At 65.6% G+C, this 24,877-nt stretch carries 25 protein-coding genes; 14 read left to right on the top strand and 11 right to left on the bottom strand.

Annotation, left to right across the window (positions count from 1 at the left end; genetic code table 11):
- Positions 1-162: 162 nt before the first annotated feature.
- The gene (locus D6M19_RS10010; RefSeq protein ID WP_164478416.1) at positions 163-1,044 is read right to left on the bottom strand and encodes an alpha/beta fold hydrolase; all 882 of its coding nucleotides are present in this window, start codon (positions 1,042-1,044) and stop codon (positions 163-165) included.
- Between the two features lie 145 nt (positions 1,045-1,189).
- On the opposite strand from D6M19_RS10010, the gene D6M19_RS10005 reads away from it, so the two are divergent.
- On the top strand, positions 1,190-1,834 hold the full coding sequence (locus D6M19_RS10005) for a TetR/AcrR family transcriptional regulator (RefSeq protein ID WP_123025021.1): 645 nt from the start codon (positions 1,190-1,192) through the stop codon (positions 1,832-1,834).
- On the opposite strand, the gene D6M19_RS10000 is transcribed toward D6M19_RS10005, so the two are convergent.
- The gene (locus D6M19_RS10000) at positions 1,823-2,335 is read right to left on the bottom strand and encodes a MarR family winged helix-turn-helix transcriptional regulator (protein ID WP_123025020.1); all 513 of its coding nucleotides are present in this window, start codon (positions 2,333-2,335) and stop codon (positions 1,823-1,825) included. The two genes, D6M19_RS10005 and D6M19_RS10000, sit on opposite strands and share 12 nt — an antisense overlap.
- Positions 2,336-2,412: 77 nt before the next feature.
- Here D6M19_RS10000 and D6M19_RS09995 point away from each other — a divergent pair, with 77 nt between their 5' ends.
- Positions 2,413-3,279, top strand: a complete 867-nt coding sequence (locus D6M19_RS09995; protein ID WP_123025019.1) for a DMT family transporter — start codon at positions 2,413-2,415, stop codon at positions 3,277-3,279.
- 31 nt (positions 3,280-3,310) lie between these two features.
- Here D6M19_RS09995 and D6M19_RS09990 read toward each other — a convergent pair whose 3' ends face one another.
- The 7 genes from D6M19_RS09990 to chvE are packed head-to-tail and all read right to left on the bottom strand — an operon-like array spanning position 3,311 to position 10,558.
- Positions 3,311-4,243, bottom strand: a complete 933-nt coding sequence (locus tag D6M19_RS09990; protein ID WP_234834797.1) for an aldose 1-epimerase family protein — start codon at positions 4,241-4,243, stop codon at positions 3,311-3,313.
- 4 nt (positions 4,244-4,247) lie between these two features.
- Positions 4,248-5,348, bottom strand: a complete 1,101-nt coding sequence (locus tag D6M19_RS09985; RefSeq protein WP_123025017.1) for a galactokinase — start codon at positions 5,346-5,348, stop codon at positions 4,248-4,250.
- A gap of 2 nt (positions 5,349-5,350) precedes the next feature.
- Positions 5,351-6,436: a galactose-1-phosphate uridylyltransferase gene (gene galT / locus D6M19_RS09980; RefSeq protein WP_234834796.1), complete on the bottom strand. Its 1,086-nt coding sequence runs from the start codon at positions 6,434-6,436 to the stop codon at positions 5,351-5,353.
- 7 nt (positions 6,437-6,443) lie between these two features.
- On the bottom strand, positions 6,444-6,683 hold the full coding sequence (locus D6M19_RS09975; protein WP_123025015.1) for a DUF3263 domain-containing protein: 240 nt from the start codon (positions 6,681-6,683) through the stop codon (positions 6,444-6,446).
- A gap of 3 nt (positions 6,684-6,686) precedes the next feature.
- Positions 6,687-7,922 carry a multiple monosaccharide ABC transporter permease gene (gene mmsB / locus D6M19_RS09970; RefSeq protein WP_123025014.1) on the bottom strand — a complete coding sequence of 412 codons (1,236 nt, stop codon included), beginning with the start codon at positions 7,920-7,922 and terminating at the stop codon, positions 6,687-6,689.
- Positions 7,923-9,458 (bottom strand): multiple monosaccharide ABC transporter ATP-binding protein, encoded by a 1,536-nt coding sequence (gene mmsA, locus D6M19_RS09965; RefSeq protein ID WP_407665319.1) that lies wholly within the window; start codon positions 9,456-9,458, stop codon positions 7,923-7,925.
- A gap of 2 nt (positions 9,459-9,460) precedes the next feature.
- Positions 9,461-10,558 (bottom strand): multiple monosaccharide ABC transporter substrate-binding protein, encoded by a 1,098-nt coding sequence (chvE, locus tag D6M19_RS09960; protein ID WP_123025068.1) that lies wholly within the window; start codon positions 10,556-10,558, stop codon positions 9,461-9,463.
- Between the two features lie 269 nt (positions 10,559-10,827).
- On the opposite strand from chvE, the gene D6M19_RS09955 reads away from it, so the two are divergent.
- The 10 genes from D6M19_RS09955 to D6M19_RS09910 all read left to right on the top strand — a co-directional run bounded on the left by D6M19_RS09955 (position 10,828) and on the right by D6M19_RS09910 (position 22,373).
- Positions 10,828-11,814, top strand: coding sequence for an ABC transporter substrate-binding protein (locus tag D6M19_RS09955; RefSeq protein WP_123025013.1), 987 nt, complete (start codon positions 10,828-10,830; stop codon positions 11,812-11,814).
- 78 nt (positions 11,815-11,892) lie between these two features.
- Positions 11,893-13,425 (top strand): sugar ABC transporter ATP-binding protein, encoded by a 1,533-nt coding sequence (locus D6M19_RS09950; RefSeq protein WP_164478415.1) that lies wholly within the window; start codon positions 11,893-11,895, stop codon positions 13,423-13,425.
- Positions 13,422-14,540, top strand: a complete 1,119-nt coding sequence (locus D6M19_RS09945; protein WP_123025012.1) for an ABC transporter permease — start codon at positions 13,422-13,424, stop codon at positions 14,538-14,540. Before D6M19_RS09950 ends, D6M19_RS09945 begins: the two co-directional genes overlap by 4 nt.
- Entirely contained in the window at positions 14,537-15,538 is a 1,002-nt protein-coding gene (locus tag D6M19_RS09940) for an ABC transporter permease subunit (protein ID WP_123025011.1), read from the top strand. Before D6M19_RS09945 ends, D6M19_RS09940 begins: the two co-directional genes overlap by 4 nt.
- Positions 15,535-16,563 carry a LacI family DNA-binding transcriptional regulator gene (locus D6M19_RS09935; RefSeq protein ID WP_234834795.1) on the top strand — a complete coding sequence of 343 codons (1,029 nt, stop codon included), beginning with the start codon at positions 15,535-15,537 and terminating at the stop codon, positions 16,561-16,563. The genes D6M19_RS09940 and D6M19_RS09935 overlap by 4 nt, the downstream gene beginning before the upstream one ends.
- Positions 16,560-18,227, top strand: coding sequence for a ribulokinase (gene araB / locus D6M19_RS09930; protein WP_123025010.1), 1,668 nt, complete (start codon positions 16,560-16,562; stop codon positions 18,225-18,227). The genes D6M19_RS09935 and araB overlap by 4 nt, the downstream gene beginning before the upstream one ends.
- The gene (locus D6M19_RS09925; RefSeq protein WP_123025009.1) at positions 18,224-18,937 is read left to right on the top strand and encodes an L-ribulose-5-phosphate 4-epimerase; all 714 of its coding nucleotides are present in this window, start codon (positions 18,224-18,226) and stop codon (positions 18,935-18,937) included. Before araB ends, D6M19_RS09925 begins: the two co-directional genes overlap by 4 nt.
- Positions 18,934-20,445, top strand: coding sequence for an L-arabinose isomerase (gene araA, locus D6M19_RS09920; protein WP_123025008.1), 1,512 nt, complete (start codon positions 18,934-18,936; stop codon positions 20,443-20,445). Before D6M19_RS09925 ends, araA begins: the two co-directional genes overlap by 4 nt.
- 15 nt (positions 20,446-20,460) lie before the next feature.
- Positions 20,461-21,471 carry a zinc-dependent alcohol dehydrogenase gene (locus D6M19_RS09915; RefSeq protein WP_234834794.1) on the top strand — a complete coding sequence of 337 codons (1,011 nt, stop codon included), beginning with the start codon at positions 20,461-20,463 and terminating at the stop codon, positions 21,469-21,471.
- A gap of 158 nt (positions 21,472-21,629) precedes the next feature.
- Positions 21,630-22,373 (top strand): cutinase family protein, encoded by a 744-nt coding sequence (locus D6M19_RS09910; RefSeq protein ID WP_164478414.1) that lies wholly within the window; start codon positions 21,630-21,632, stop codon positions 22,371-22,373.
- Positions 22,374-22,386: 13 nt separating this feature from the next.
- Here D6M19_RS09910 and D6M19_RS09905 read toward each other — a convergent pair whose 3' ends face one another.
- A complete protein-coding gene (locus D6M19_RS09905) occupies positions 22,387-23,121 on the bottom strand; it encodes a carbon-nitrogen hydrolase family protein (RefSeq protein ID WP_123025064.1) in 735 nt (244 codons plus the stop codon).
- Between the two features lie 123 nt (positions 23,122-23,244).
- On the opposite strand from D6M19_RS09905, the gene D6M19_RS09900 reads away from it, so the two are divergent.
- Entirely contained in the window at positions 23,245-23,499 is a 255-nt protein-coding gene (locus D6M19_RS09900) for an antitoxin (protein WP_123025006.1), read from the top strand.
- Positions 23,496-23,933 carry a type II toxin-antitoxin system VapC family toxin gene (locus tag D6M19_RS09895; protein ID WP_123025005.1) on the top strand — a complete coding sequence of 146 codons (438 nt, stop codon included), beginning with the start codon at positions 23,496-23,498 and terminating at the stop codon, positions 23,931-23,933. The genes D6M19_RS09900 and D6M19_RS09895 overlap by 4 nt, the downstream gene beginning before the upstream one ends.
- Before the next feature lie 4 nt (positions 23,934-23,937).
- Here the strand turns inward: D6M19_RS09895 and D6M19_RS09890 are convergent, their stop codons facing one another.
- Positions 23,938-24,873, bottom strand: a complete 936-nt coding sequence (locus D6M19_RS09890) for an SDR family NAD(P)-dependent oxidoreductase (protein ID WP_123025004.1) — start codon at positions 24,871-24,873, stop codon at positions 23,938-23,940.
- Positions 24,874-24,877: the final 4 nt, after the last annotated feature.

Genomic DNA, 24,877 nt, shown 5'->3' with positions numbered 1-24,877 from the left:
CTACCAGCTCAGCCTCGGTGTGGTGAGCTCGGGGATGTGTATAAGAGCCAGCAGGTGGACAGTTGACTGGCGTGGCCCGGGATGTGGAACCGCTATCCCGGGCCACGCCGTCCTGGCGAGCAGGGGCGGTCGGTAGAAGCTGCGAAGGCGCCGGGAGCGGGATCAGACGGCGATACGGATCGCCGCCGCCACCGCGGCAGGCGCCTCGACGTGTGGAAAGTGACCCACGGCTTGCAGTTCGGTCACCCGGGCGTTGGGCAGCAGTTCAATCGCTCGTTCCAGAACATGACGCCCCGACACCGGGTCGTCGAGCCCCCACACCAGATGCATCGGACCCTTCCACGCTGCCAGCGCAGCCTCCCAACGTCGATGATGACGTGCGCGCTCGGCGTTGTAGCGAATGTGCAGATGCGCGAGCCGGTGTCCGTTGTCCAGGGACACGCCGTGCCAGAGCTCGCCGAACTCCTCATCGGTGAGCTTCGACGTCCCCCACACAGCATCCAGCCCAGAGCGAAGCGTGCCTGCGGTGATCCGCTGGGCGAGCACCCCGCCGAGAATCGGTGTGGCCAGCAGCTTTTGAAGCCGCGTGGGTCGGTAGGCGCTGAAGACGATCCCGCAGTTGAGCACGGTCAGGCTGTTGACGGCGAAGGGAAGCCGGCCGGCGAGTGCACGGTCGAGCAGTTCCTGTCCGACTATGCCGCCGTAGTCGTGGACGACCAGGTCGACCGCGGCCAGGCCGAGGAACGCTGCGAGGTCCTCGACGATGTCGGCGGACTCGGCGACGGAGTACCGGTAGGGCTTCGGTTTGTCGGAGGCGCCGTAGCCGAGAAAATCGAGCGTGACCACGTCGTGATCACGGGCCAACTCGGTTGCCACGGCCGCGTAATCGTAGGACCACGTGGGAAAGCCGTGGAGCAGCAGGACCGCGGGCCCGTCCCCGCGCCTGCGAAACGCCAGCCGATGCCCGCCGCGGCTGATCAACGTCTCACACTGGGCGATCCACTCCCGCGCCGGCGGAAGGTCGGCACGTGGGCCGCGGTTCACGGTCGCCGCCGCAGGCCGCGCGGAATCGTCATGAGGTGTCCATTCACATATGCATTCGGATTCAGTTGTGTATGAGAATGCAGGTGTGTAACCCTTAGTGTCAAGCGTGAAGGTGCACGGTACCGGCCTGGCAGGAGGGTGATCCATGGCTCGACTCACCCGCCTCGAACAACGAGAAGAGACCCGTCGACGTCTCATCGAGGCCGCAGGCACCGTGTTCTGCCGCATGGGTTTCGAGGCCTCGCCCATCGATGTCATCGCCGAGGAGGCCGGCTTCTCGCGAGGGGCGTTCTACTCCAACTTCGACTCGAAGGACGAGCTCTTCGTCGACCTGCTCAGCCGCCACCTTGATGCCGAAATCGAGACGCTCAGCCGCGCCCTCGGCCGGATCAAATCCGCACCCGACCTTGCCCCGGCGATCGAGCGGCGATACCGAGTCCTTGGCGAGGACAGCAGTTGGTGCCTGCTCACCACCGAGTTCCAGCTGTACGCGATGCGCGGCGGCCGCAAGGCCGACCAGTTCGCGACGATGTACGAGTCCTACCGAAAGCGTCTCGGTGAACTGATCGAGGTCCACTTCGATCGCCTCGGAATCGTCTCCACCCTCACCCCCTATGAATTCGGCGTCGCGCAGGTGGCGCTGTCACACGGCCTCGCGCTGCAACGGGCCGCCAACAAGCGGCTGGACACCACGTTGCCGGCGCGCGCGCTCGCGACCTTCGTGCGCGGCGCCATCGCCGACGGCAGGCGCAGCGACCACGAAGCCAATGTCGGTGGCTCAGCCCGTTGACCGGGATGCCTCGGCCGGACAGTTCTGACAGACGCCGCGGTCGCACAGTCTGCACAGGCGACGCATCGCATCGACATCGTTGATCGTCCTGCCAAGGATCGGTTCGACCAGGACGGCGATCCTGTGTACATCGTCGTCCGACAACGCCGCAAGATAGTCGGCGAGGGCCGCTTCTCGACTTGCAGCCAGCCGCCGTTCGGCCGCGCGACCTGACGGTGTGGGAGCCAGCAGCACGGTACGGCCAACGCCGTGCTGACGCTCGATCCAACCCTTGTCGACGAGTCGATCGACCAAACGCACCGTGCCGGGATGGGTGAGGCCGAGCACCCGGCGCAACTCATCGATGCTCAAGCCGGGGTCGGCGACGACGGCAACCAGGGCGGCGGGGCCGCTTCCCGCCAGTCCCGTGGCTTGCTCGACCGCGGCGCGGACGAGGTCGGTGACGGCGATGGCCGCGGCGCCCACGACGTTGCGGTCTCGCCTACTCTGATCGATATGCATGACTCATATTACTTGATGGGCGGGGCGCGCCATCAGCCATTTCGAGTGCGTGTCGCCGCACCGATTGAAGTCTCCCGATGACGATCCTGCTCTCACTGGTGTCCTCTTTGGCCTGGGGCGTTGCCGACTACCTGGGCGGCAAGATGTCGCGAGGCCGACCGACCGTGTTGGTTGTTTTGGTCTCCCAGACCGCAGGTCTGCTGGTAGCTCTTCTCGTCGCTGTTGCCGTCGGGACATTTGCCGCGCCGACGGGATACGTGCCGTGGGCAGTCGGTGCAGGTGCCGCCGGCGCATCGGCGGTGTTGCTCTTCTACCGGGCGTTGGCGATCGGCACGATGGGGATCGTCGCCCCCGTCGCCGCGCTCGGCGTCATCATCCCCGTCGTTATCGGAATGGTTGGCGGCGCTGTGCCATCAGCGCTGTGCATCGCTGGTATCGGGGTCGCCATTGCCGGCGTGGTCATCACCGCGCGGCCCGCTGACAACGCGGCACAGGCGCAACGACCCGGCCGTTCGATCCTGCTGGCCGTCGGTGCGGCCGCCGGATTCGGTCTGCTCCAATACGCGATTGCCGGCGGCTCCCAATACTCGACGGTGATGACGATGCTCGTCATGCGCTGTGCGTCCGTCCCTGTGCTGGCCCTTGCGGGTGTTCTCGCGCTGCGCTCGCAACAGCGCAGACAGCACAGCGTCGCAGCGAGCTTCCCGCCGCGCGTTGTCGCACTGATCGTCGTCATCGGCATCTTCGACGTCAGCGCCAACCTGATGTTCGCGGTCGCCAGTGTCTCTGGCGCACTTCCCGTGGTTGCGGTACTGGGATCGCTCTATCCTGCCGCCACCATGCTGTTGGCGCGCACCGTCGATCACGAGCGACTGTCAAGACTGCAGAATGCCGGAGTCGCAGCCGCCATCACCGGTGTCGCCATGATCGCGGCGGGCTCATAGGTCTGCGCTACCGCTGTGGACCGACCGGCTCCTACCCTCCCGACTCGCTGTAGCGAATCGCCCACGACGCCGACATGGCGTCGCCGGGCGCTAGCCAACGGAGCCCGACACCGCTGTTGAGCGCGTCGGCCGGGGCGGTCATCGGCTCGAGTGCGACGGCGGTCACGCAGCCGTCGTTGCCGGGGAATTCGCGCGTGATGAAGGCATGGACAAAGCCGAAACCCCTGTCAGCCCACAGCGAGACGGAGCGCCCGTCGGGAGCGTGCAGCGTGTGGACGCTGCCGCCGTCTGCGGGTGTCAAGCCCGACCACGCGTCGTCGAGGTCGAGGTCTGCGATGACGCGACCACTACGCAGGTCCCATTCGGTTCCTTGCACTGCGGTAAGGCCGATCGGTATGCGCTGCTCGTCTAAGTCGATGTGGTGCGAGCCGTTCACCGTCAAGGTAAGCGTCTCGGTCGGGACGCCGCCGATCGCCAGGAAGGGATGCGCGCCGATAGCGACTGGCGCACAGGTCGATCCGGTGTTGCGAACCGTGTGCGTCGTCATCAGGCCGTCGGCCACCAATTGGTAGCAGACGAAGGTGTCGAGCTCGAAGGGATAGCCGCTCTGCTGCAGGACCGGTGCGCCGAGGGTGATCGAGGAGTCCGAGTGCGCAACGGGCTGGTAGGCGGTATCGCGAAGCAGTCCATGAAGCGCGCTTCGATGGCGGGGGTCGGTGATGTCGAGGTGAAGTGTGCGCCCGTCGTGAACCCACCGGCCGTCGCGCACCCGGTTGGGCCATGGGACCAGTACTGTGCCGTAGCTGAACGGTGCCGAGTCGTGGTCGTCGAGACCGGCGGTGATCTCGACACCTCCGATGGAGAGCTGCCGAAGGGCGGCGCCAACCTGGGCGATCGTCCCGCGTACCCATCGGCCGGCGGCCCGCAGGGCAAGCTCGTACTGACTTCCCAAGGCGTCAGGCACGCGGCTAACCGCCAGCGCCGCGGCCGGCACGAGTGCGGGCGATTGTCGGCTCGCGGTGGCCCGACCGTCGCATCGATGCGCGCACGGCATCGCTAGTGGCGTCCGCCCGATCGGCGTCGACAAGGGCGATCACACAGCCACCGAAGCCACCCCCCGTCATCCGAGCCCCCAGTGCGCCTGCCTGGACGGCGCTTTCGGCGATCAGATCAATGTGGGGGGTGGTGATCTCGAAGTCATCGCGCATCGACGCGTGCGAGACGGACAATAGTCGGCCAACCTCGGTGAAGTCGCAAACCTGCAGCGCCTCAACGGTGTTGAGAACCCGCGCGTTCTCGGCGATGATGTGCCGGGCACGGCGGGCGTCCTCGGGATCCGGCACAGCCGCCAGCACCTGGGTGCCCTGGTCCTGCACGTCGCGCAGCGAGGAAACGCCCAACGCCGCGGCAGCACGCTCACACGAAGCGCGGCGGGCGGCGTATTCGCCGCCGGCATGCCGATGCGCGGCATGAGAATTTACGAGCAGCAGTGCGACACCGCTGTCATCGGGGTCGAACGGTATCGAGCGGACCGTGAGGTCGCGAAAGTCGATCAACTGCGCCCGCTGCTGCTCGGCAAAGAGAACCGACAGCTGATCCAACAAACCCGTTGGGGCCCCGACATATTCGTTCTCGGCGCGTTGAGCGATCCTGGCCTGCTCGACCCGGTCCACCGTCTGATCGGTGGCGGCGAGAATCGCGCCGAGCACGGCGCACTCCAGTGCCGCAGACGACGCGAGCCCCGACCCCGTCTCGACGCCGCGCGCGATCGCCATCGCGCCGCCAGGGACGCGGTGACCCGCACGCTGCAGCGCCCACACCACTCCTGCCACGTAGGCGGCCCAACCGGTGACCTCGCCGGGAACCGTGTTCAGCGATAGCCGAACCGGTGCTGTCTCGCGGTCGCTGCGCACGACGAGTGAGTCGCCGTCATCGGGTTGGTAGGACACCTCTGTGCGTTCGGGCAGCGCGATGGGCAGCGCAAAGCCAAAGTTGTAATCGGTGTGTTCTCCGATGAGGTTGACCCGGCCAGGAGCGCAGTACCTGACTGTGCGTCCGGTGTCTGACATCGTCACAGTTCCCGTAGCCGATCGGCGACGGCCTCGGGTGTGGTGTCGGTGATGAACGCCCCCATCGCCGATTCCGAACCTGCCAGATACTTCAGCTTGGTGGCGCTGCGCCGTATCGAGAACAGCTCGACGTGGAAGTACCCCTCGCGTTGCGCGTCGTCGTCGGTGTACTGATGCAATGCCGAGATATAGGGCAGCGGCGCCGCATACATCCGGTCGAACCTGCGCAGGATATCGCGATAGATCTGCGCGAAGCTGTCGAGTTCTGCGTCGTCGAGATCGGTCAGGTTGTGCACGAACCTGTTTGGGTAGATGTGCACCTCGACCGGCCACCGTGCCGCGAACGGCACGAAGGCGGTGAAGGCGTCGTTACGTGCGACGATCCGGCGACCATCGTCAACCTCTTCGGCGAGAATTCGCGCAAACATATTGGTGCCGTCGCGCATTCGATGCGCGTCGGCTTCTCGTAACATCGCAGTCGTGCGTGGCGTCAGGTGCGGGTAGCCGTAGATCTGACCGTGCGGGTGGGTCAGCGTTACACCGATTTCCTCGCCCCTGTTCTCGAAGCAGAAGACCTGCTCGATCTCGGGCCGGGCCATCAACTCGGCGGTGCGGTGCCGCCATGCCTCAACGACAAGCCGGGCGTGCGCGTCGCCGAGGTCTGCGAAAGACCCCGTGTGGTCGCTGGAGAACGCGATGACTTCGCAGCGACCGTTGGCTGGTGCACACACAAAGCCGTCGGTTGGCACGGGACCGGCAGCCGTTTCGGCGTCGCCGGACAGGCTGGGAAAGCGGTTCTCGAACACCACCACGTCGTAGTCGGGTGCCGGCACCTCGCTGGTCAGCCCGGACGGACCCGGGCACAGCGGACAGTCGGCCGAAGCCGGCTTGTATGTGCGGTCTTGCCGCAGCGCGGCGATGATCACCCACTCGCCGGTCTGACGGTCGAAGCGCAGTTGCGTCTGTGCACCGGATTGGGCGGGCAATGCTCGACGATCGCTGCTTGGTGCGGGAATTCGTCCGGGCAACGAGAAGAAGAGCAGTTCGCGAGCGTCGGCCAACGACCACCGCATCGGTGTGGTCTTCATTTCCAGGCTATTCAAGCGCATTGGCGCTTGGCGCGCTCGAGCGAGGCGCGGGACTCCCCACCCGCAACCAGGGCTGCCGAAGCTCGCGATCACGCCGAGCGTTCTCAGCCGAGATGATGAGGTCGACGCGTTCGGCAAACTGGTTGGGTGTCAACCCGAACTCCGCGATTACCTCATCAGAGGGTGGGCCGCCATACGGCGCCCAGCTGCGGACGAAGTCGAGGATGTCGCGGTCGAAACGGTCCATCCGTCAGGCTCCGCCCTTCTTCTTGTTGTAGACGTCGAAGCCGACGGCGGCGAGCAGAACCAGTCCCTTGATCACCTGCTGCACGTCACTGCCGATGCCGATGAGTGACATCCCGTTGTTCAGCACGCCGAGGACGAACCCGCCGATGATGGCGCCCAACACCGTCCCGACACCACCGTTGGCCGACGCACCACCGATGAACGCCGCGGCGATTGCCTCCAGCTCCATGCCGATACCGGCCTGCGGCGTGGCCGAGTTGAGCCGCGCCGCGAAAAGCAGACCGGCCAGTGCCGACAGCAGGCCCATGTTGACGAAGACAAGGAACGTGACCCGTTTCGTCTTCACGCCGGACAGCCGTGCGGCCGCGACGTTCCCACCGACCGCGTACACCTGTCGGCCGAAGACGGTGCTGCGCATCACGAAGGCGTAGATCACGAACGCCACGGCAAGGATGATTCCGACCACAGGCACGCCGCGATAGCTGGCCAGCAACAGCGTGAAGGCCGCAAGTGCAGCGACGATGGCGGCACATTTGAACACGAACCAGCCCAGCGGCGAGACGTCGAAACCGTAGCGGGACTGGGTCCTTCGCTGGCGCACCTGCTGCCAGACGGCCGCCACCATGACAACCACACCCAGGATGACGGTGGGCCAGTGATAGAGCCCGGTGCCGCCGATCTCGGGCAGGAACCCGCTGCTGACCTGGCTGAAACTGCGTGGGAAGGGCGCGATGGATTGGCCCTCGAGCAGGTACTGGGTGGCGCCGCGGAACACCAGCATGCCCGCCAGCGTGACGATGAACGACGGAATGCCGACGTAGGCGATCCAGAAGCCCTGCCACGCACCGATCAACGCGCCGAGTAGAAGGCAGAGCACTAGCGCGACCGGCCACGGCATGTCGTGGCGGATCATCAGCACCGCCGACATCGCCCCGATGAACCCGGCGATGGAGCCCACCGACAGATCGATGTGACCCGAGATGATCACGATGACCATCCCGATCGCCAGGATCAGGATGTAGCCGTTCTGCTGGACGATGTTGGTGACGTTCAGCGGCTTGAGCAGGATCCCACTGGTCCAGACCTGGAACAGGATCACGATCACGGCGAGAGCGGCCACCATGCCGTACTGCCGGAAGTTGCCCTGCAATACCGCACGCAAGCGCCGTCCCGGCGGCGTGGGTGGCTGTGCCGGTGGCGGCGCACTCGATGCGGTGTTCACCGTTCCGGTGGTGGTCATCTAGCTGCGTCCCTTCATCATGTAGCGCATCAGCGTCTCCTGCTTTGCGTCCTCGCGGGCGACCTCACCGGTGAGACGACCCTCATTGAGGGTGTAGATGCGGTCGCACAGACCTATCAGCTCGGGTAGTTCCGACGAGATGACGATCACCGCTTTCCCTTGGGCGGCAAGGGCATTGATGATCGTGTAGATCTCGTACTTGGCGCCGACGTCGATCCCGCGGGTGGGCTCGTCGAGAATCAGCACATCAGGGTCGGCGAAGATCCACTTGCTCAACACCACCTTCTGCTGGTTGCCGCCGGAAAGGTTGCCCGTGGTCGCCCGCACCGACGAGGCCTTGATCTGCATGTCTTTACGGAACCGCTCGGCGACGACTGTCTCCTCGTGCTCGTTGATGATCGACGCCCGGCTGACCTTGGGCAGCGAAGCGATCGTCACGCTGCGCGCGATGTCGTCGATCAGGTTCAAGCCGTAGTGCTTTCGATCCTCGGTGGCGTAGGCGATGCGGTGTGTGATGGCCTCGGGCACCGTCCGCGTGTGAATTTCTTTGCCGTCCTTGAAAACCTTTCCGCGGGCTTTCTTTCCGTAACTGCGCCCGAAGACGCTCATCGCGAGCTCCGTCCGGCCCGCGCCCATCAGCCCGGCCAGCCCGACGACCTCGCCGCGCCGCACGTTGATCGAAACCCCGTCGACCACCTTGCGCTGCTGGTCGAGTGGATGAAAGACGGTCCAGTCCTCGATGGCGAAGGTGACATCACCGATCGGGTGGTCGGTCCGCTCGGGGAAACGGTCGACCATGTCGCGCCCGACCATGCCGCGGATGATGTGCTCCTCGGTGAGTTCGGGTCCGACCGGCCGGGTTTCGATGGTCTTACCGTCACGCAAGATGGTGATGTTGTCGGCGACCCGCATCACCTCATTTAGCTTGTGCGAGATGATGATGCACGTCAGGCCCTGGTCGCGGAGTTCCACGATCAGGTCGAGCAGATGCCTGCTGTCCTCGTCGTTGAGCGCGGCGGTCGGCTCATCGAGGATCAGCAGTTTCACCTTCTTGGATAGCGCCTTGGCGATCTCGACCAGCTGTTGCTTGCCGACGCCGATATCGGCGATCCGGGTACGCGGGCTTTCGGACAGGCCAACGCGGTCGAGCAGCTGCGCGGCGTGGGTCATGGTTTCGTGCCAGCTGATCACCCCCGCCGATGCGTGCTCGTTGCCCAGGAAGATGTTCTCCGCGATCGAAAGCACCGGTACCAGCGCCAGCTCCTGGTGGATGATGCCGATGCCACGGCGCTCGCTGGCCCTGATGTCCTTGAAGTCGCCGGGCTGTCCGTCGAAAACGATCTCGCCTTCGTAGCTGCCATGTGGATAGATGCCGCTGAGGACCTTCATCAGCGTCGACTTTCCGGCACCGTTCTCACCGCAGATCGCGTGGATCTCGCCGGGGCGCACCAAGAGGTTGACCTCGTCGAGTGCCGTGACACCCGCGAACCTCTTGGTGATACCCCGCATTTCGAGCAGCGGTGCGGTTTCGGACACCGTCACGCCAACTGCCCGGCGTTGTAGTACCCCGAGTCGATCAGCACCTTCTGGTAGTTGGTGATGTCCACGCTGACCGGCTGCAGCAGGAACGCGGGCACGACCTTCACCCCGTTTTCGTAGGTCTTGGTGTCGTTGACCTCTGGTGTGCCGCCGGTGAGCAGCGAGTCGGCCATCTGTACGGCGGCCTTGGCGAGCTCACGGGTGTCCTTGAAGACGGTCTGCGTCTGCTCGCCGGCGATGATCGATTTCACCGACGCCAGCTCGGCGTCCTGGCCGGTGACGATGGGCAGCGGGTTGGTCGGCGTGCCGTAGCCGGCGCTCTTCAACGCCGAGATGATGCCCAGCGACATCCCGTCGTACGGGGAGAGGACCGCGTCCACCCGGCCGCTGGTGTAGGCCTTGCTGAGCAGGTTGTCCATCCGCGACTGAGCCAGCCCGCCGTCCCAGCGCAGCGTGGCGACCTGGTCGAAGCTGGTCTGCCCACTCTTGACGACGAGCTTGCCGCTGTCGAGGTAGGGCTGCAGCACGCTCATCGCGCCGTTGAAGAAGAACGTCGCGTTGTTGTCGTCGGGCGACCCGGCGAACAGCTCGATGTTGAAGGGGCCCTTGCCCTGTGCAAGGCCGAGCTTGTCGACGATGTACGTCGCCTGCAGCACGCCGACCTTGAAGTTGTCGAACGTCGCGTAGTAGTCCACATTCTGCGAGCCGCGGATCAGCCGGTCATAGCTGACCACCGGAATCTTGGCATCCGCCGCACGCTGCAGGGTGTCGGTCAGCGATGAGCTGTCGATGGGCGCGATGACCAATACCTTCACGCCCTTGGTGATCATGTTCTCGATCTGCGACACCTGATTTTGCACCACGTCGTCGCCGTACTGCAGGTCGGTTTCGTAGCCGAGCGCTTTGAACTGTTCGGCCATGTTGTTGCCGTCGGCCACCCACCGTTCGGACGATTTCGTCGGCATCGCGATGCCGACCGTCCCGGTGCGGTCGCCGCTGCTGCCGGTCGTCTCCGTCGTCGAGCGGCCGCAGCCTGCACTTGTAAGCGCGGCCACGATGGCGAGCGCGGCCACTATCCAAACAAAGCCTTTGCGCATGAGGTCCTCCATTGATTGTGCTTCGCACCGCGGTCGCAGAGCTGGCGATGTGAGCGCTAACATCGACGATCTTGTGACGCGGCTCACGCTTTGTCAAGACGCTGCGATCGCGAATGTGAGCGCTAACAAATTGTTGACACCCGCCGAATGTGAGCGTTAACATCCCCATCGTGTAACGCCGGTCACATCGTCTCCCGCACTATCGCGGCCTGCCGAAGCACGCCGGCACGGGGTCAACTCGGCAAGCCGAGACATCGAAGGAGTGGTTCGTGAAAAGAATTCTGACCGCGGTGCTCAGCGTCGCAACGGCAGGCGTACTCGCAGCGTGTGGCAGTGGACCGGCACCGTCGGGCGACTCCGGCGGAGGCTCCGCGGGGGGCCAGATCACCATGGGTTTCTCCCAGGTGGGCGCCGAGAGTGGGTGGCGCACCGCCAACACGAAGTCGATCCAGGAAGCGGCGAAGGCCGCCGACATCGATCTGAAATTCTCCGACGCCAACGGCGAACAGGAGAATCAGATCTCGGCGATCCGCTCGTTCGTGCAGCAGCGGGTTGACGTCATCGCGTTCAGCCCGGTGGTTCGGACCGGCTGGGACGCCGTGCTCCTGGAGGCCAAGAACGCCGGAATCCCGGTCATCCTCACCGACCGCGCCGTCGACACCCAGGAGAAGGATGTGTACAAGACCTTCCTCGGCGCGGACTTCGTTCAAGAGGGCCAGACCGCAGGCGAATGGGTGGTCAAGCAGTATGCGTCGGCTCCGGGCCCCGTCAACATCGTTCAGCTCGAGGGCACGACCGGTGCTGACCCGGCGATCGACCGCAACACCGGATTCGCCAAGGCGATCGCTGCGAACCCGAACCTCAAGGTGATCGCGTCCCAGAGCGGCGACTTCACCCGCTCCGGTGGCAAGCAGGTCATGGAGGCGTTCCTCAAGGCCAACCCGAAGATCGACCTGGTCTTCGCGCAGAACGACGACATGGGCCTCGGCGCGATGGAGGCCATCGAAGCGGCAGGTCTGAAGCCGGGGACAGACATCAAGATCGTCGCCGTCGACGCCACCCACGACGGCATGCAAGCACTCGCCGACGGCAAGTTCAACTACATCGTCGAGTGCAACCCGCTGCTTGGGCCGCAACTCATGGACCTGGCCAAGAAGGTGGTCGCAGGCGAGCAGGTGCCGCCGCGGGTAGTCACCCCCGATGAGGCATTCGATCAGCAGCAGGCGAAAGCGGTTCTCCCGGAACGGAAGTACTGACCTCTTGACTGTCGATGCCGCCCGGACCGCGACCCCTCAAACGTCCGGGCGGCGTCGGCCCTCACCGAAAGATCCGCCATGACAACACCGGTTCCCGGCCCGCGTGACAGCGCAGTGGTCGACATGCGGGACGTCACCATTGACTTTCCTGGTGTCAAGGCGCTCGACGGCGTGGACTTCCGGTTGCTGCCTGGCGAGATCCACGCGCTGATGGGGGAGAACGGCGCAGGCAAGTCGACCTTGATCAAGGCGCTCACCGGCGTGTACGAGATCGACGCGGGGAGCATCACGGTCGACGGGGTCGAACAAAGGTTCAGCGGCCCAAGGCAGGCGCAGGACGCAGGCATCAGCACCGTCTACCAAGAGGTCAACCTGTGCGCCAATCTGACTGTGGCGGAAAACATTCTGCTTGGCCGCGAACCCCGTCGCTTCGGTCGGATCGACTACCGCGCGATGAACCGGCGCGCCGGGGAACTGCTCGGCGAGCTTGACCTGACCATCGACCCCCGGTCCACGCTTGGGGCGCATCCGATCGCCATCCAGCAGCTCGTCGCGATCGCCCGTGCGACCGCCGTCTCCGCCCGGGTGCTGATCCTCGACGAGCCGACGTCCAGCCTCGACGCCGACGAGGTGGCCGAACTGTTCCGGGTGATGCGCCGCCTGCGGGAGGGTGGCGCAGCCATTCTGTTCGTGTCGCATTTTCTCGAGCAGGTGTATGAGATCTCGGATCGAATGACGGTGCTACGCAACGGCCGCCTGGTCGGCGAGTACCCGACGGCGGCGCTGGACCGGGTTCAACTGATAGCGGCGATGCTCGGACACGAGCTGGACCTGCTGGAGGAGATCGGGAACACGGCCGCCGCCAGCGCACCGACGACACACCAAACCGTGCTGAGCGCCAAGGGCATCGGCAGAAGGCCGCGACTGCAACCGATGGATCTCGACGTACACCGCGGCGAGGTGGTGGGGCTGGCCGGACTGCTCGGCTCAGGCCGAACAGAGTTGGCGCGCCTACTGTTCGGCGCCGACCGGGCGACCAGCGGACGGATGCTGGTCAATGGAAAACCGGCCGCGATGCGCTCGCCCCGCGCAGCCATCGGCAAGGGGCTCGCCTTCTCCTCGGAGGACCGCAAGGGTGAGGGCATCATCGGCGAGCTCAGCGTGCGTGACAACCTGGTGCTCGCATTGCAGGCGCGGCGCGGTTTCGCCCGCCCACTGTCGAAGAAGACCACCGACGATCTGGTGACGCGCTACATGGACGCCCTCGACATCCGGCCCCGCAAGCCGGGCACGGTGGTCAAGAACCTCAGCGGCGGCAACCAGCAGAAGGTGCTGCTGGCGCGTTGGCTGATCACCGAACCTCAGCTGTTCATCCTCGATGAACCCACCCGCGGCATCGACGTCGGCGCCAAGGCGCAGATCCAGAAGCTCGTCGCCGATCTGGCCAAGGACGGCATGGGTGTGGTGTTCATCTCCGCAGAACTCGACGAGGTAGCCCGCATCAGCGACCGCATCGCCGTCCTGCGTGACGGGCACTGCGTCGCGCAGGTGGGTTCCGACCGAACGGTCAAGGAACTGACCGCCCTCATCGCCGCGGGCGGAACGCGATGACAAAAAAGCTGGGCGCGTCGCCGTTGATCTGGCCGATGCTGGCGCTCGTGGCATTGCTGGTCGTCAATGTCATTGTGACACCGAGCTTTCTGAGCATCCGCGTGCAGGACGGCCACCTCTTCGGCAGCCTCATCGACATCTTGCGCAACGGTGCGCCCACCATGTTGGTGGCACTCGGCATGACGTTGGTGATCGCGTCGCGTGGAATCGACCTGTCCGTCGGGGCCGTCGTGGCTGTCAGCGGTGCGCTGGCCTGTGCCCACATCGCCGCCTCACCCGACCCGGCAGGCGCCGGCACCGTCGTCACCGCGATGGGCATCGCACTGGGTGCGGCCGTCGGTCTTGGCCTGTGGAACGGAATGCTGGTCTCGGTGTTCGGGGTTCAACCGATCATCGCCACCCTGGTCCTGATGACCGCCGGTCGTGGTGTCGCACTGCTGATCACCGATGGCCAGATCGTGACCGTCACCAGCGCCCCGTTCAAGATCCTCGGCGCGGGTTTCGCTTTGGGGTTGCCCGTGGCGATCCTGGTGAGCCTGACCGTGTTCGCACTGGTGGGTCTGCTGACTCGACGCACGGCGCTGGGCATGCTGCTGGAATCGGTCGGCATCAACCCGGAGGCCAGCAGGCTGGCCGGAGTGCGGTACCGCACCATCGTGTTCGCCGTGTACGTCTTCTGCGCGCTCTGCGCCGGAATCGCCGGGCTGATGATCGCGTCGAACATCTCAGCGGCCGACGCCAACAACGCCGGCCTGTGGATCGAGATGGACGCCATCCTCGCCGTTGTCATCGGCGGAACATCGCTGCTGGGTGGACGATTCAGCTTGACAGGGACCATCCTCGGCGCCCTGATCATCCAGACCCTGACCACGACCGTGTACACCGCGGGCATCACACCGGAGACGACGCTGGTATTCAAGGCGCTTGTGGTGATCGCCGTCTGTCTGCTGCAGGCGCCGAAGTTCCGCGCCATGCTGTCAAGTGGGCGCCACCACCGGGTTGCCGCACCGCCGGTGAATTCGGCTGTTGCGCCGTCTGATTCGGATCCAGCGGGTGTGCCCGCACCCGTGCCGACGGCTGCGGCATCGGCGACGGAGGAAGTGAGGACCCCATGAGCATCGAGCTCGCCACCCTGCCAAGGGTGGACACCGGCGGACTCCTGCGGCGGGTACACGGGCGCTACCTGTCGCCGACCGCGTCCCTGGTGCTGTTCTTGGTGTTGTTCGGGGTAGTCGTTGCCCGCTACGAGTTCGCCAGCCCCACACAGGTGTTCTTGAACCTGTTGGTGGACAACGCACATCTGATTGTGCTCGCCGTCGGTATGAGCTTCGTCATCCTCACCGGTGGCATCGATCTGTCTGTCGGGTCGGTGGTCGCGTTGTCCACCGTCATCGTCGCCACCGCCTTGAAGGCGGGCTGGCCGATGCCGCTGGCGGTGGGCGTCGTACTGGTGGTCGGCCCGGTTCTCGGGCTGCTGATGGGTTTGGTCATCGAGTACTTCGATGTCCAGCCCTTCATCGCCACGCTGGCCGGGATGTTCCTCGCCCGCGGTCTGTGCTACGTGATCAGTGTCGACACACTGCCGATCGCCGATCCGTTGCTGCGCCAGTTCGGTCTCAACTACGTCTACCTCTATGAGGACAAGTTCATCCGCTGGACCGTGGTGGTGGCGCTGGTGGCGGTCGTCGTCGCGGTGTACGTGTTGCACCAGAGCCGGTTCGGTCGCACCGTGTACGCCGTCGGCGGCAATCGGCAGTCGGCACAGCTGATGGGGCTCAACGCCTCTCGAGCACGCGTCTCGGTCTATGCGATCAGCGGGTTCTGCGCCGCGCTTGCGGGTCTCCTGCTGGCCGTCCAGAAGCTGTCCGGCTACAGCCTCAACGGTATCGGGCTGGAACTCGACGCGATCGCCGCTGCGGTGATCGGGGGTGTCCTGCTCTCCGGCGGGGTGGGGTTCGTCCTCGGCTCGCTGATCGGCGTGCTGGTGCTTGGCACCATCCAGACGTTCGTCACGGCTGAGAACCTCGACTCGTACTGGACCCGCATCATGACCGGGATCCTGCTGCTGATTTTCGTGTTGGTTCAGCGACTACTGGTGAGGAAGCCCGGATGAGCAGCCATCCCCTACAGCCGATGACGCCGAAGCCGGTGATGGCCGACGTGGCGCGGCTGGCCGGCGTGAGCCACCAGACCGTTTCGCGGGTGATCAACGGCTCGGCGAGTATTCGTCCCGCCACCAAGGCCCGGGTCGAGCGTGCCATCGCGGAACTCGGCTACCGGCCCAACACGGCGGCGCGAGCGCTGGTGACACGGCGGTCGGGAATCATCGGGATAGTCGGCACCAGCAGCGGACTGTACGGCCCGTCGAGTATCCAGCGGTCGGTGCAGGAGGCCGCAAGGGCCGCGGGTTACTTCTCCAGCCTGGTGCCGCTGGCAGAGGTGACCGAGGAGGAACTGCGCGACGCCCTGGAACACCTTGCGCGCCAATCGGTGGAGGCGGTCGTGATGATCGCCGCCCAAGAGGATGCCCTGGCCGTTGTGCATTCCGCCGATGCCGGCCTGCCGCTGATCGTGGTCGAGGGGGATCTGTCCGGACGCGGCCTCAGCGTCGGCGTCGACCAGATCGACGGCGCCCGTCAGGCCACCCAGCACCTGATCGATCTCGGGCATCACGCCGTAGACCATGTCTCGGGTCCGATGAGCTTTACCGAGGCCAAAGGTCGTCGCACCGGCTACGAGCAGGCGATGCGGGCCGCGGGCCTTCACCCCCGGGAGCACTGGGAGGGGGACTGGACCCCTGCGCGCGGGTACGAGATCGGCCGCGAGCTGGCCCGCCGCGGTGAAGCGTCCGCGGTGTTCGTGGCCAACGACCAGATGGCCATCGGCGTGCTGCACGCATTCGCCGAAGCAGGCCTTGCCGTCCCCGACGACATCAGCGTGGTGGGATTCGACGACATCCCCGAGGCCGGCTACCTCAACCCCGCGCTCACCACCGTCCGGCAGGACTTCCAGGCGGTCGGCCGCAAGGCCATCGATCTCGTCACCGCCACCCTGGGCGGGTTGACCACCGATGTGCCGCTGCTGGCCCCCGAACTCATCGTCCGTGACAGCACGGCACCGCACGAGGAGACCCGATGACAAGCGAAAAGTACACGGTGGGAGTTGATTTCGGCACCCTGTCCGGACGCGCGCTGGTGGTGCGGGTCAGCGACGGGCACCAGCTCGCCAGCGCCGAGCATGCCTACGAGCACGGCGTCATCACCGATTCGGTGCCGGGCAGCACCGTGCGCCTTCCTCCGCAGTGGGCGCTGCAGGTGCCCGAGGATTACCTGGACGTGTTGCGCACCGCCGTTCCCGAGGCCGTCGAGAAGTCGGGCGTCGATCCCGCCGACATCATCGGAATCGGTACCGACTTCACCGCCTGCACCATGGTGCCGGTGCGCCGGGACGGGACGCCGCTGTGCCAGCTGGGCGAGTTCGGCAGCCATCCGCACGCGTACGGCAAGTTGTGGCGGCACCATTCACCGCAACCGCAAGCCGACCGCATCAATGCCGTTGCGGCCCAACGCGGTGAGCCATGGCTGCCGCGATACGGCGGCCTGATCTCCAGCGAGTGGGAATTCGCCAAGGCACTCGAGATATTCGACGAGGATCCGCAGGTGTACCAGGCGATGGATCACTTTGTGGAGGCCGCCGACTGGATCGTGTGGCAGCTGTGCGGCACCTACGTCCGCAACGCGTGCAGCGCAGGGTACAAAGGCATCCGGCAAGACGGCCGATACCCGTCGCGGGAATTTCTCACCGAGGTGCGGCCGGGATTCGCCGACTTCGTGACCGAGAAGCTGGACGCCCCGATCGGAGCGCTTGGCGCGCGTGCCGGATCGCTGACGGCGCAGGCCGCCCAATGGACCGGTCTTCCCGAGGGGATCGCGATCGCGGTGGGTAACGTCGACGCGCATGTGACCGTGGCCGCGGCCGACGCACTGGAGCCGGGACACCTGGTCGCGATTATGGGGACCTCGACCTGCCACGTGATGAATTCCACTGTGCTGCGGGAGGTCCCCGGCATGTGCGGGGTGGTCGACGGCGGCATCTCCGAGGGCAGCTGGGGATATGAGGCCGGGCAATCAGGTGTCGGCGATATCTTCGGCTGGTTCGTCGAGAACTGCGTGCCCGAGCGCTATCACGTCGAGGCCCGACGGCGCGGCATCTCGCTTCACGACCATCTCACCGAGTTGGCCAGCACTCAGGAGCCGGGGCAACACGGCCTGGTGGCACTGGATTGGCACAGCGGAAACCGATCCGTGCTGGTCGACCACGAGCTCTCCGGCGTCATGATCGGGCAGACACTGCAAACCACGTGTGTCGATATGTACCGGGCGCTGTTGGAGGCGACCGCGTTCGGCACCCGGATGATCGTCGAGACGTTTGTCAGCAGCGGTGTCCAGGTCGACGAGTTGGTGGTGGCGGGGGGCCTGCTGAAAAACCGGCTCCTCATGCAGATCTACGCCGACGCCGTGGGTTTGCCGCTGTCAACCGTGCCGTCGACCCAGGCCCCCGCGTTGGGCTCGGCAATTCATGCCGCGGTCGCCGCGGGCGCCTTCAGCGACGTCCGCGCCGCGGCCAAACAGATGGGTAACCGAACCCGCAACGCCTACCTGCCGATTGCGCACCATGTCGCCGCCTATGACCGGCTCTACCGCGAATACGTCGCGGCATACGACTGGTTCGGCCGTGGCAACGACATGATGCGTCGGCTTCGGCGCATCGAAGCACCCGAGCCGGTTGGAGCAACGCAATGACGATCACTTCCGACATCAACCAGGTCGTTGCACAACTGCGCCAACAGGTTTGCGACCTGCACGCTGTGCTCACCCACTATGAGCTGGTCATCTGGACCGCAGGCAACGTGTCGGCCAGGGTGCCCGACCGCGACCTGATGGTGATCAAGCCCTCGGGCGCCGAGTACGCCTCGATGAGGGCGGACGACATGGTGGTCTGCGATCTGTACGGCAACCTGGTCGACGGGGCGCTGGCTCCGTCCTCGGATACCGCCGCCCACGCCTACGTGTATCGGCACATGCCCGAGGTGGGGGGCGTGGTGCACACCCACTCCACCTACGCCACCGCGTGGGCGGCCCGCGGCGAACCTATCCCCTGCGTGCTCACGATGATCGCCGACGAGTTCGGTGGTGACATCCCGGTGGGCCCCTTTGCTCTCATCGGCGACGACTCGATCGGTCGCGGAATTGTCGAGACGTTGCGGGACAGCAGATCTCGCGCGGTGCTGATGCGCAACCACGGACCGTTCACCATCGGTCGCACCGCGCGCGACGCCGTCAAAGCTGCGGTGATGGTCGAGGACGTGGCACGCACCGTGCACATCAGCCGTCAACTCGGTTCCCCATCGACCATCGACGAGGCCGATGTGGCCGCATTGTTCGACCGGTACCAGAACGTGTACGGCCAGACCGGCCAGCACGCCGACGACCTCCAGGAGAATCAGCGATGATCGCGTCCCGTCTTGTAACCAGCCAGGTGTGGTTGATCACGGGCAGCCAATCGATGTATGGGCCCGACATTCTGGACCAGGTCGCCGACCAGTCACGTCAGATCGCCGAGATGCTCGACGGCAGCGCCGAGATCCCGGTCGAGGTGCGCTGGCTTCCGGTGGTCACCGACTCCGACCAGATCGCGCGGGTGCTCAGTGAAGCCAACGCATCCGACGAGTGCATCGGCGTGATCGCGTGGATGCACACGTTCTCGCCTGCCAAGATGTGGATTCGCGGGCTCAAATCGCTGAGTAAGCCGCTGCTGCATCTGCATACACAGTTCGGTGTCGAGTTGCCATGGGACTCCATCGACATGAACTTCATGAACCTCAATCAAGCTGCGCACGGTGACCGCGAATTCGGCTATATCCAGTCGCGACTGTCCACCTCCCGCAAGACGATCGCCGGACACATCAGCGACCCGCGGACACGCCTGCGGATCGGGTGGTGGGTGCGCGCAGCGCTGGGTGTCGCGGCGTTGTCCACGCTCAAGCTCGTGCGGTTCGGGGACAACATGCGTGGTGTCGCCGTCACCGAGGGGGACAAGGTGGAGGCGGAGGCACATTTCGGCGCATCGGTCGACAGTTACGGTGTCAACGATCTGGTCGAGGTTGTCGAACGGGTTCGGCAGGCAGACATCGACAAACTGGTCCGCGAATATGAGCACACCTACCGCGTCGACCCCGAACTTCTGCCAGGCGGTAACCGGCACGCCTCACTGCGGCACGGCGCCCAAATCGAACTCGGGTTACGAAAGTTTCTGGTGGATGGCGGATTTCACGCCTTCACCACGAACTTCGAAGACCTCGGCGGACTCCGTCAACTGCCGGGGTTGGCTGTGCAGAGGTTGATGGCCGACGGCTACGGGTTCGGTGGCGAGGGCGACTGGAAGACGGCGCTGATGTTGCGCACCGTGAAGGTGATGGCCGAGGGGCTGCCTGGCGGCACCTCGTTCATGGAGGATTACACCTACGACCTGACCCCCGGTCACGAGCGCATCCTCGGTGCGCACATGCTCGAGGTCTGCCCGAGCATTGCTGCCGACACCCCGACGCTGGAAGTGCACCCGCTGTCGATCGGCGATCGAGACGATCCCGTGCGGTTGCGCTTCACCGCCGCGCCCGCCGACGCGGTCATCATCGGAATCAGCGACATGGGCAGTCGATTCCGGTTGGTGGCCAACGAAGTTCGCGTCGTCGAACCGTCAGCAGAACTACCGAACCTGCCGGTGGCCTGTGCGGTGTGGGAGCCGATGCCGACATGGTCGACCTCGACCGAGGCGTGGCTGATGGCAGGTGCGCCGCACCACACCGTGCTGACAACGGCGATCGGCACCGAGGTCGTCGACGACTTCGCCATGATGACCGACACCGAGCTTCTGGTCATCGACGAGACCACCACTGTCCGCGGTTTTCAGCACGAGCTGAAGTGGAACGACGTGTATCACCATGTCGCCGCGGGACTCTGATCGGGGGCTGAACTGATGCTCGCCGCGCGCCTGTACGCGGTCGGGGACTTGCGGGTGGCAGCCGAACCCGACCCTGGCGCAGCGACGCCCGGTTGGTCGCTGCTTGCGGTGACCTCGGTGGGCATCTGCGGCTCCGACCTGCACTGGTTCACCGACGGTGGCATCGGCGAGAGCCGGATCGAACACCCCGTCGTGCCAGGACACGAGTTCGCGGCGAAGGCGATCACCGGCCCGTACGCGGGTCAACGCGTCGCCGTCGACCCGGCCATCGCGTGCGGCGCGTGCGAAATGTGTCGGGTGGGCCATCACAACCTCTGCCCGACAGTCCAATTCGCCGGGCATGGGACGCTCGACGGGGCGCTTCAGGAGTTCCTGTTGTGGCCGGATCACCTGTTGCATCCGTTGCCCGACGCGCTCAGCGACGATGCGGGCGCGCTGCTCGAACCTTTGGGTGTGGCTATCCACGCGGTGGACATCAGTCACATGCAGCCGGGGGCGGACGTGCTGGTGGTAGGGGCCGGGCCGATCGGCTTGCTCGCGCTGCAGGTGGCGATTCGCAGGGGGGCGTCGCGGGTTTTCATGACCGAGCCGCTCGCGCACCGGCGGGCCAGCGCGTCGCGCTGCGGAGCACATGCGGTGTGGTCGCCAGAGCAGGCGGCCGACGGGGTTCTCGACGCCACAGAAGGACGCGGCGTCGATGTCGTCATCGAGCTGGCCGGAAACGACGCCGGGATCGGCACCGCCGTGACGGCGGTCCGGCCGGGTGGTCGAGTGGCGCTCGCCGGCATCCCGTCGGAGGACGCATCGGCGTTTCCGGCCGCCGCGGCGCGACGCAAGGGCTTGACGTTTGCGATGGTGCGGCGAATGAAGGATACGTACCCGCGTGCGATCGCACTGGCCGGCGCCGGTGTCGACCTCGATCTGTTGGTCACCGAACGGCATCCCCTCATCGAGGCTGCCAAGGCCTTCGGCTCGGCCGCTGGACGTCATGGTGACAAGGTCGTGGTGGCGGTCTCGAGCAGTTGAGTCGCTGCGGCGGCCGCCACAGTACTCCCACAGCCGGTGCGCTGGAGTCTTCCAGGTAGCAGGTAGCGCCGATGGCGGTTGGCGTCGATGTGGGACGGCCAACGGCGATGCGATGGTCCTTGAAGCCGATTACCACACCGAGCCAAGGGGACTTGACCATGAACGACAGCACCGCACCTCGTAACGCAGCCAATTCCCGGACCATGCGCCGGCTGGCCGCCGCGCTTCTGCCCGTCGGGGCGACGCTCGCGTTGGCAAGCGCTGCTCCGGCGGCTGCCGCGTCGGACGCATCCTGCCCGGGGGTCGAGGTGGTGTTCGCGAGGGGCACGTGGGAAGCACCGGGCGTCGGCGCCACCGGACAGGCGTTCATCGATGCCCTGAACGCCCGGCTGGGGGCCCAACCCGTCGCCGTCTACGGGGTGGACTACCCGGCCTCGCTGGACTTCCAGGCCGCCGAGGGCGGAGTTGCGGACGCCAGCAACGAGATCGAGTCCATCGCGGCGAGCTGCCCCGACACCAAGATCGTCCTTGGCGGCTACTCGCAGGGTGCCGCGGTGGCGGCCTACACCACCGCGGACAGCATCCCGGCCGGCCTCACCCTGCCCCCGGACATTACCGGCCCCATGCCGCAGAAGATCGCCTCTCACATCGCGGCCGTCGCCCTGTTCGGCACACCGGACCCCTGGTTCCTGAATCTGGTCGACCATGACGCACCGCCGATCGCCGTCGGAAATCTCTACGCCGGCAAAACGATTCAAATGTGCGCGCAGGGCGACCCGGTGTGCTTCCCCGGCGGCCTCGACCGCTCGGCGCACAGCTCGTACAAGGACAACGGAATGGCCGACCAAGCCGCCGTCTTCGTCGCGAACGCACTGTCCTCCACAGCCCAAGCGCAATCCTGAGCGATCGCGAACGCTAAACCTGGTCGGGGACCTCTTGTGCGGGTTTGCGTTTGAGTATGGCGCGGGCGATCTGAGAGGGCTCGAGGCCTGCCCGGGCGATCAGCGACGATTCTGCTGACCAGATCGCTGAGTGGCCTGCGGTGGTGACATAGCCTGCGCCGGTCGGGCCTGCGAAGCTGGCCATCGCCACCGGAGCACGGCAGGTCGCAGCGATGTTGCGTGCGCGGCGTTGCTGCTCGGCAAGTTCCCAGTAGTGATGAACGACACCGCAAGCGTAGAGGTCCACACCGAGTTGTGCTGTCCCACTGACGTGTTCGTCGATGCCGGTGTCGCGGCATATCCCCAGACCGATACGCCACCCGTTGAGGTTGATCGCTTGCGGCCCCGGTCCTGGCCAGAACCGTGCCTGCTCGCCTGCGCCGATGTAGGTCTTGCGGTAGACCACGCTGGGACCGGTGGAGTCGACTAGCACGGTCGCGATGTAGTGGCGTCCGTTGGACTCCACGGGAGCGCCTACCAAAGCGGTGGAACCCGTTGCCGCGCAGATTGATGTCAGCGGTTCCATGACGGCACCGGCGACATCGATCGGCGATGCAGCCAGCTGGTAACCAGTCAGGGACAGCTTCGGGAATACCACCAGACGCGCGTGGGACTGATCAATCAGCGCGACGTGGGCATCGACGTTGGCGGTCACCGCGCCCGCGGCAATATGTGGCTGCGCCACTGCGACAGACAATTCCGCATCCACCCGGCCCATTATCGCTGCTGCTTGCCCGTCGGTGCCGAGGTGCGCCAGACCGCCATCGCGGCGATGCGTGACGATGGCAGTTTGATAGCATGCTGTCATATACTCTGATGCTATGCTGTCAGCATGCGCACGACGGTAACACTCGACGACGACACGCTCGCCGTGGTCAGGCGCCGGATGGCCGAAAAGGGGACGTCCTTCAAGCAAGCCCTCAATGACGCGATCCGCGAAGGTGCAGCGCGCAGACCCGCACCAGCAACATTCGTAACGCGCACAGCCGATCTCGGTGTCCCGTCGGTGAGTTTGGATCGCGCCCTGCAGCTGGCCGCCGAACTCGAAGACGAAGAGCTCGTTCGCCGTCAGCGGCGCGGAGCATGAGGATCGTCGACGCCAATGTCTTGTTGTATGCGGTGAACTCGGCCAGTGAGCACCACGACGCGAGCCGGCGTTGGCTCGACGGCGCCCTGTCGGGTGCCGATATCGTCGGGTTGGCATGGGTGCCGCTACTGGCCTTCGCTCGGCTCACCACAAAGCACGGACTCTTCCCGTCTCCGCTCAGCGCACAGGACGCGATGGCTCAGATCCGAGACTGGTGTGGGGCGCCGAGCGCGACGCTCGTCCACCCGACCGCCCGACACGCCGACGTGTTCTCCGACTTGCTGTCGCCGGTAGGAGCCGGCGGCAATCTTGTCAACGACGCCCACCTGGCCGCACTCGCAATCGAGCACCGCGCGAGCGTCGTCACCTACGACAGCGATTTCGGCAGATTCGATGGCCTGCGTTGGCACACACCGGACTCGCTGCTTTCCTGATCCCCTACCCGCTCAGCAGCGGGTCGATGAGCCCAACTCCGATGTCCCATAGCCGTGCGGCGTTGTCGTGGTCCAGCGCGTAGGGCGCGACGCCGCCGCTGAAATCCTGGGGGCGCTGTGTGACGATCGGTGATTCGTTGCAGTCCTCGAAGTAGCGGCCGCCGATACCGTCGACCAGTGGCGACGCGGCCAGCAGTACTGAGGTCGCAGCACCCTGCTCTATCGTCTTTCGGTGCTGCACGGGAGTTCTCAGGCCCCCGGTGTGCTTCTGAAGTCCGGTGGCGATCGCGCCGGGATTGAGTGCGTTGGCGACGATGCCGTCTCGGCGCCAGCGTTCGGTCACCCCAACGCTCAGTAGCACGTCAGCTGTTTTGGATTGCCCGTATGCCGTCAACGGGTCGTAGGGTCGGAAACGATAGTCGAGGTCGTCGAATACGACCGGCGACAACAGATGTCCACTGGAACTCACCGACACAACACGAGCGCCACCGGCGGCCCTGAGCGCCCGGTGCAGACCGAGCGTGAGAGCGAAGTGACCGAGGTAGTTGGTGGCGAACTGCATCTCCCGGCCCTGCTCGGTGCGCGACAGTTCGGGCAGCGCCATGATGCCGGCATTGTTGATCAGCATGTGCACCGGTGCTAGGCCGTATCGGGCAGCGAAGTCGCGGACGGAAACGAGATCGGCGACATCGAGCGTGGCAGCCTCGACATTGGGGTTTCCGGTGGATTCGGTGATCTGGGCGGTGATCTGGCGCCCCGCGTCAAGCCGGCGAACACCAAGGACGACGTCTGCGCCTGCCGCCGCAAGAGTGCGCGCGGTCTCGACCCCGATGCCGGACGTGGCACCGGTGATGATCGCGCGCCGGCCGGACAGGTCGATACCCGCAAGGACGTCGGCCGCCGTTGACCTGAATCCGAACGGGGTGGTGATAAGCGTCATCGAA

The sequence above is a fragment of the Mycolicibacterium stellerae genome (assembly GCF_003719305.1).
In the GTDB taxonomy this organism is placed as follows: domain Bacteria; phylum Actinomycetota; class Actinomycetes; order Mycobacteriales; family Mycobacteriaceae; genus Mycobacterium; species Mycobacterium stellerae.
This window is presented reverse-complemented; position numbering and strand designations above follow the sequence as displayed.

Coding starts and splice junctions, on each gene's coding strand:
- D6M19_RS09945 (WP_123025012.1), top strand. CDS start 13,422: ATGACAAAAAAGCTGGGCGCGTCGCCGTTGATCTGGCCGATGCTGGCG.
- D6M19_RS09995 (WP_123025019.1), top strand. CDS start 2,413: ATGACGATCCTGCTCTCACTGGTGTCCTCTTTGGCCTGGGGCGTTGCC.
- chvE (WP_123025068.1), bottom strand. CDS start 10,558: ATGCGCAAAGGCTTTGTTTGGATAGTGGCCGCGCTCGCCATCGTGGCC.
- mmsB (WP_123025014.1), bottom strand. CDS start 7,922: ATGACCACCACCGGAACGGTGAACACCGCATCGAGTGCGCCGCCACCG.
- araA (WP_123025008.1), top strand. CDS start 18,934: ATGATCGCGTCCCGTCTTGTAACCAGCCAGGTGTGGTTGATCACGGGC.
- galT (WP_234834796.1), bottom strand. CDS start 6,436: ATGAAGACCACACCGATGCGGTGGTCGTTGGCCGACGCTCGCGAACTG.
- D6M19_RS09890 (WP_123025004.1), bottom strand. CDS start 24,873: ATGACGCTTATCACCACCCCGTTCGGATTCAGGTCAACGGCGGCCGAC.
- D6M19_RS09975 (WP_123025015.1), bottom strand. CDS start 6,683: ATGGACCGTTTCGACCGCGACATCCTCGACTTCGTCCGCAGCTGGGCG.
- D6M19_RS09940 (WP_123025011.1), top strand. CDS start 14,537: ATGAGCATCGAGCTCGCCACCCTGCCAAGGGTGGACACCGGCGGACTC.
- araB (WP_123025010.1), top strand. CDS start 16,560: ATGACAAGCGAAAAGTACACGGTGGGAGTTGATTTCGGCACCCTGTCC.
- D6M19_RS09925 (WP_123025009.1), top strand. CDS start 18,224: ATGACGATCACTTCCGACATCAACCAGGTCGTTGCACAACTGCGCCAA.
- D6M19_RS10005 (WP_123025021.1), top strand. CDS start 1,190: ATGGCTCGACTCACCCGCCTCGAACAACGAGAAGAGACCCGTCGACGT.
- D6M19_RS09950 (WP_164478415.1), top strand. CDS start 11,893: ATGACAACACCGGTTCCCGGCCCGCGTGACAGCGCAGTGGTCGACATG.
- D6M19_RS10000 (WP_123025020.1), bottom strand. CDS start 2,335: ATGCATATCGATCAGAGTAGGCGAGACCGCAACGTCGTGGGCGCCGCG.
- D6M19_RS09935 (WP_234834795.1), top strand. CDS start 15,535: ATGAGCAGCCATCCCCTACAGCCGATGACGCCGAAGCCGGTGATGGCC.
- D6M19_RS09910 (WP_164478414.1), top strand. CDS start 21,630: ATGAACGACAGCACCGCACCTCGTAACGCAGCCAATTCCCGGACCATG.
- D6M19_RS09915 (WP_234834794.1), top strand. CDS start 20,461: ATGCTCGCCGCGCGCCTGTACGCGGTCGGGGACTTGCGGGTGGCAGCC.
- D6M19_RS09900 (WP_123025006.1), top strand. CDS start 23,245: ATGCGCACGACGGTAACACTCGACGACGACACGCTCGCCGTGGTCAGG.
- D6M19_RS09985 (WP_123025017.1), bottom strand. CDS start 5,348: ATGTCAGACACCGGACGCACAGTCAGGTACTGCGCTCCTGGCCGGGTC.
- D6M19_RS09895 (WP_123025005.1), top strand. CDS start 23,496: ATGAGGATCGTCGACGCCAATGTCTTGTTGTATGCGGTGAACTCGGCC.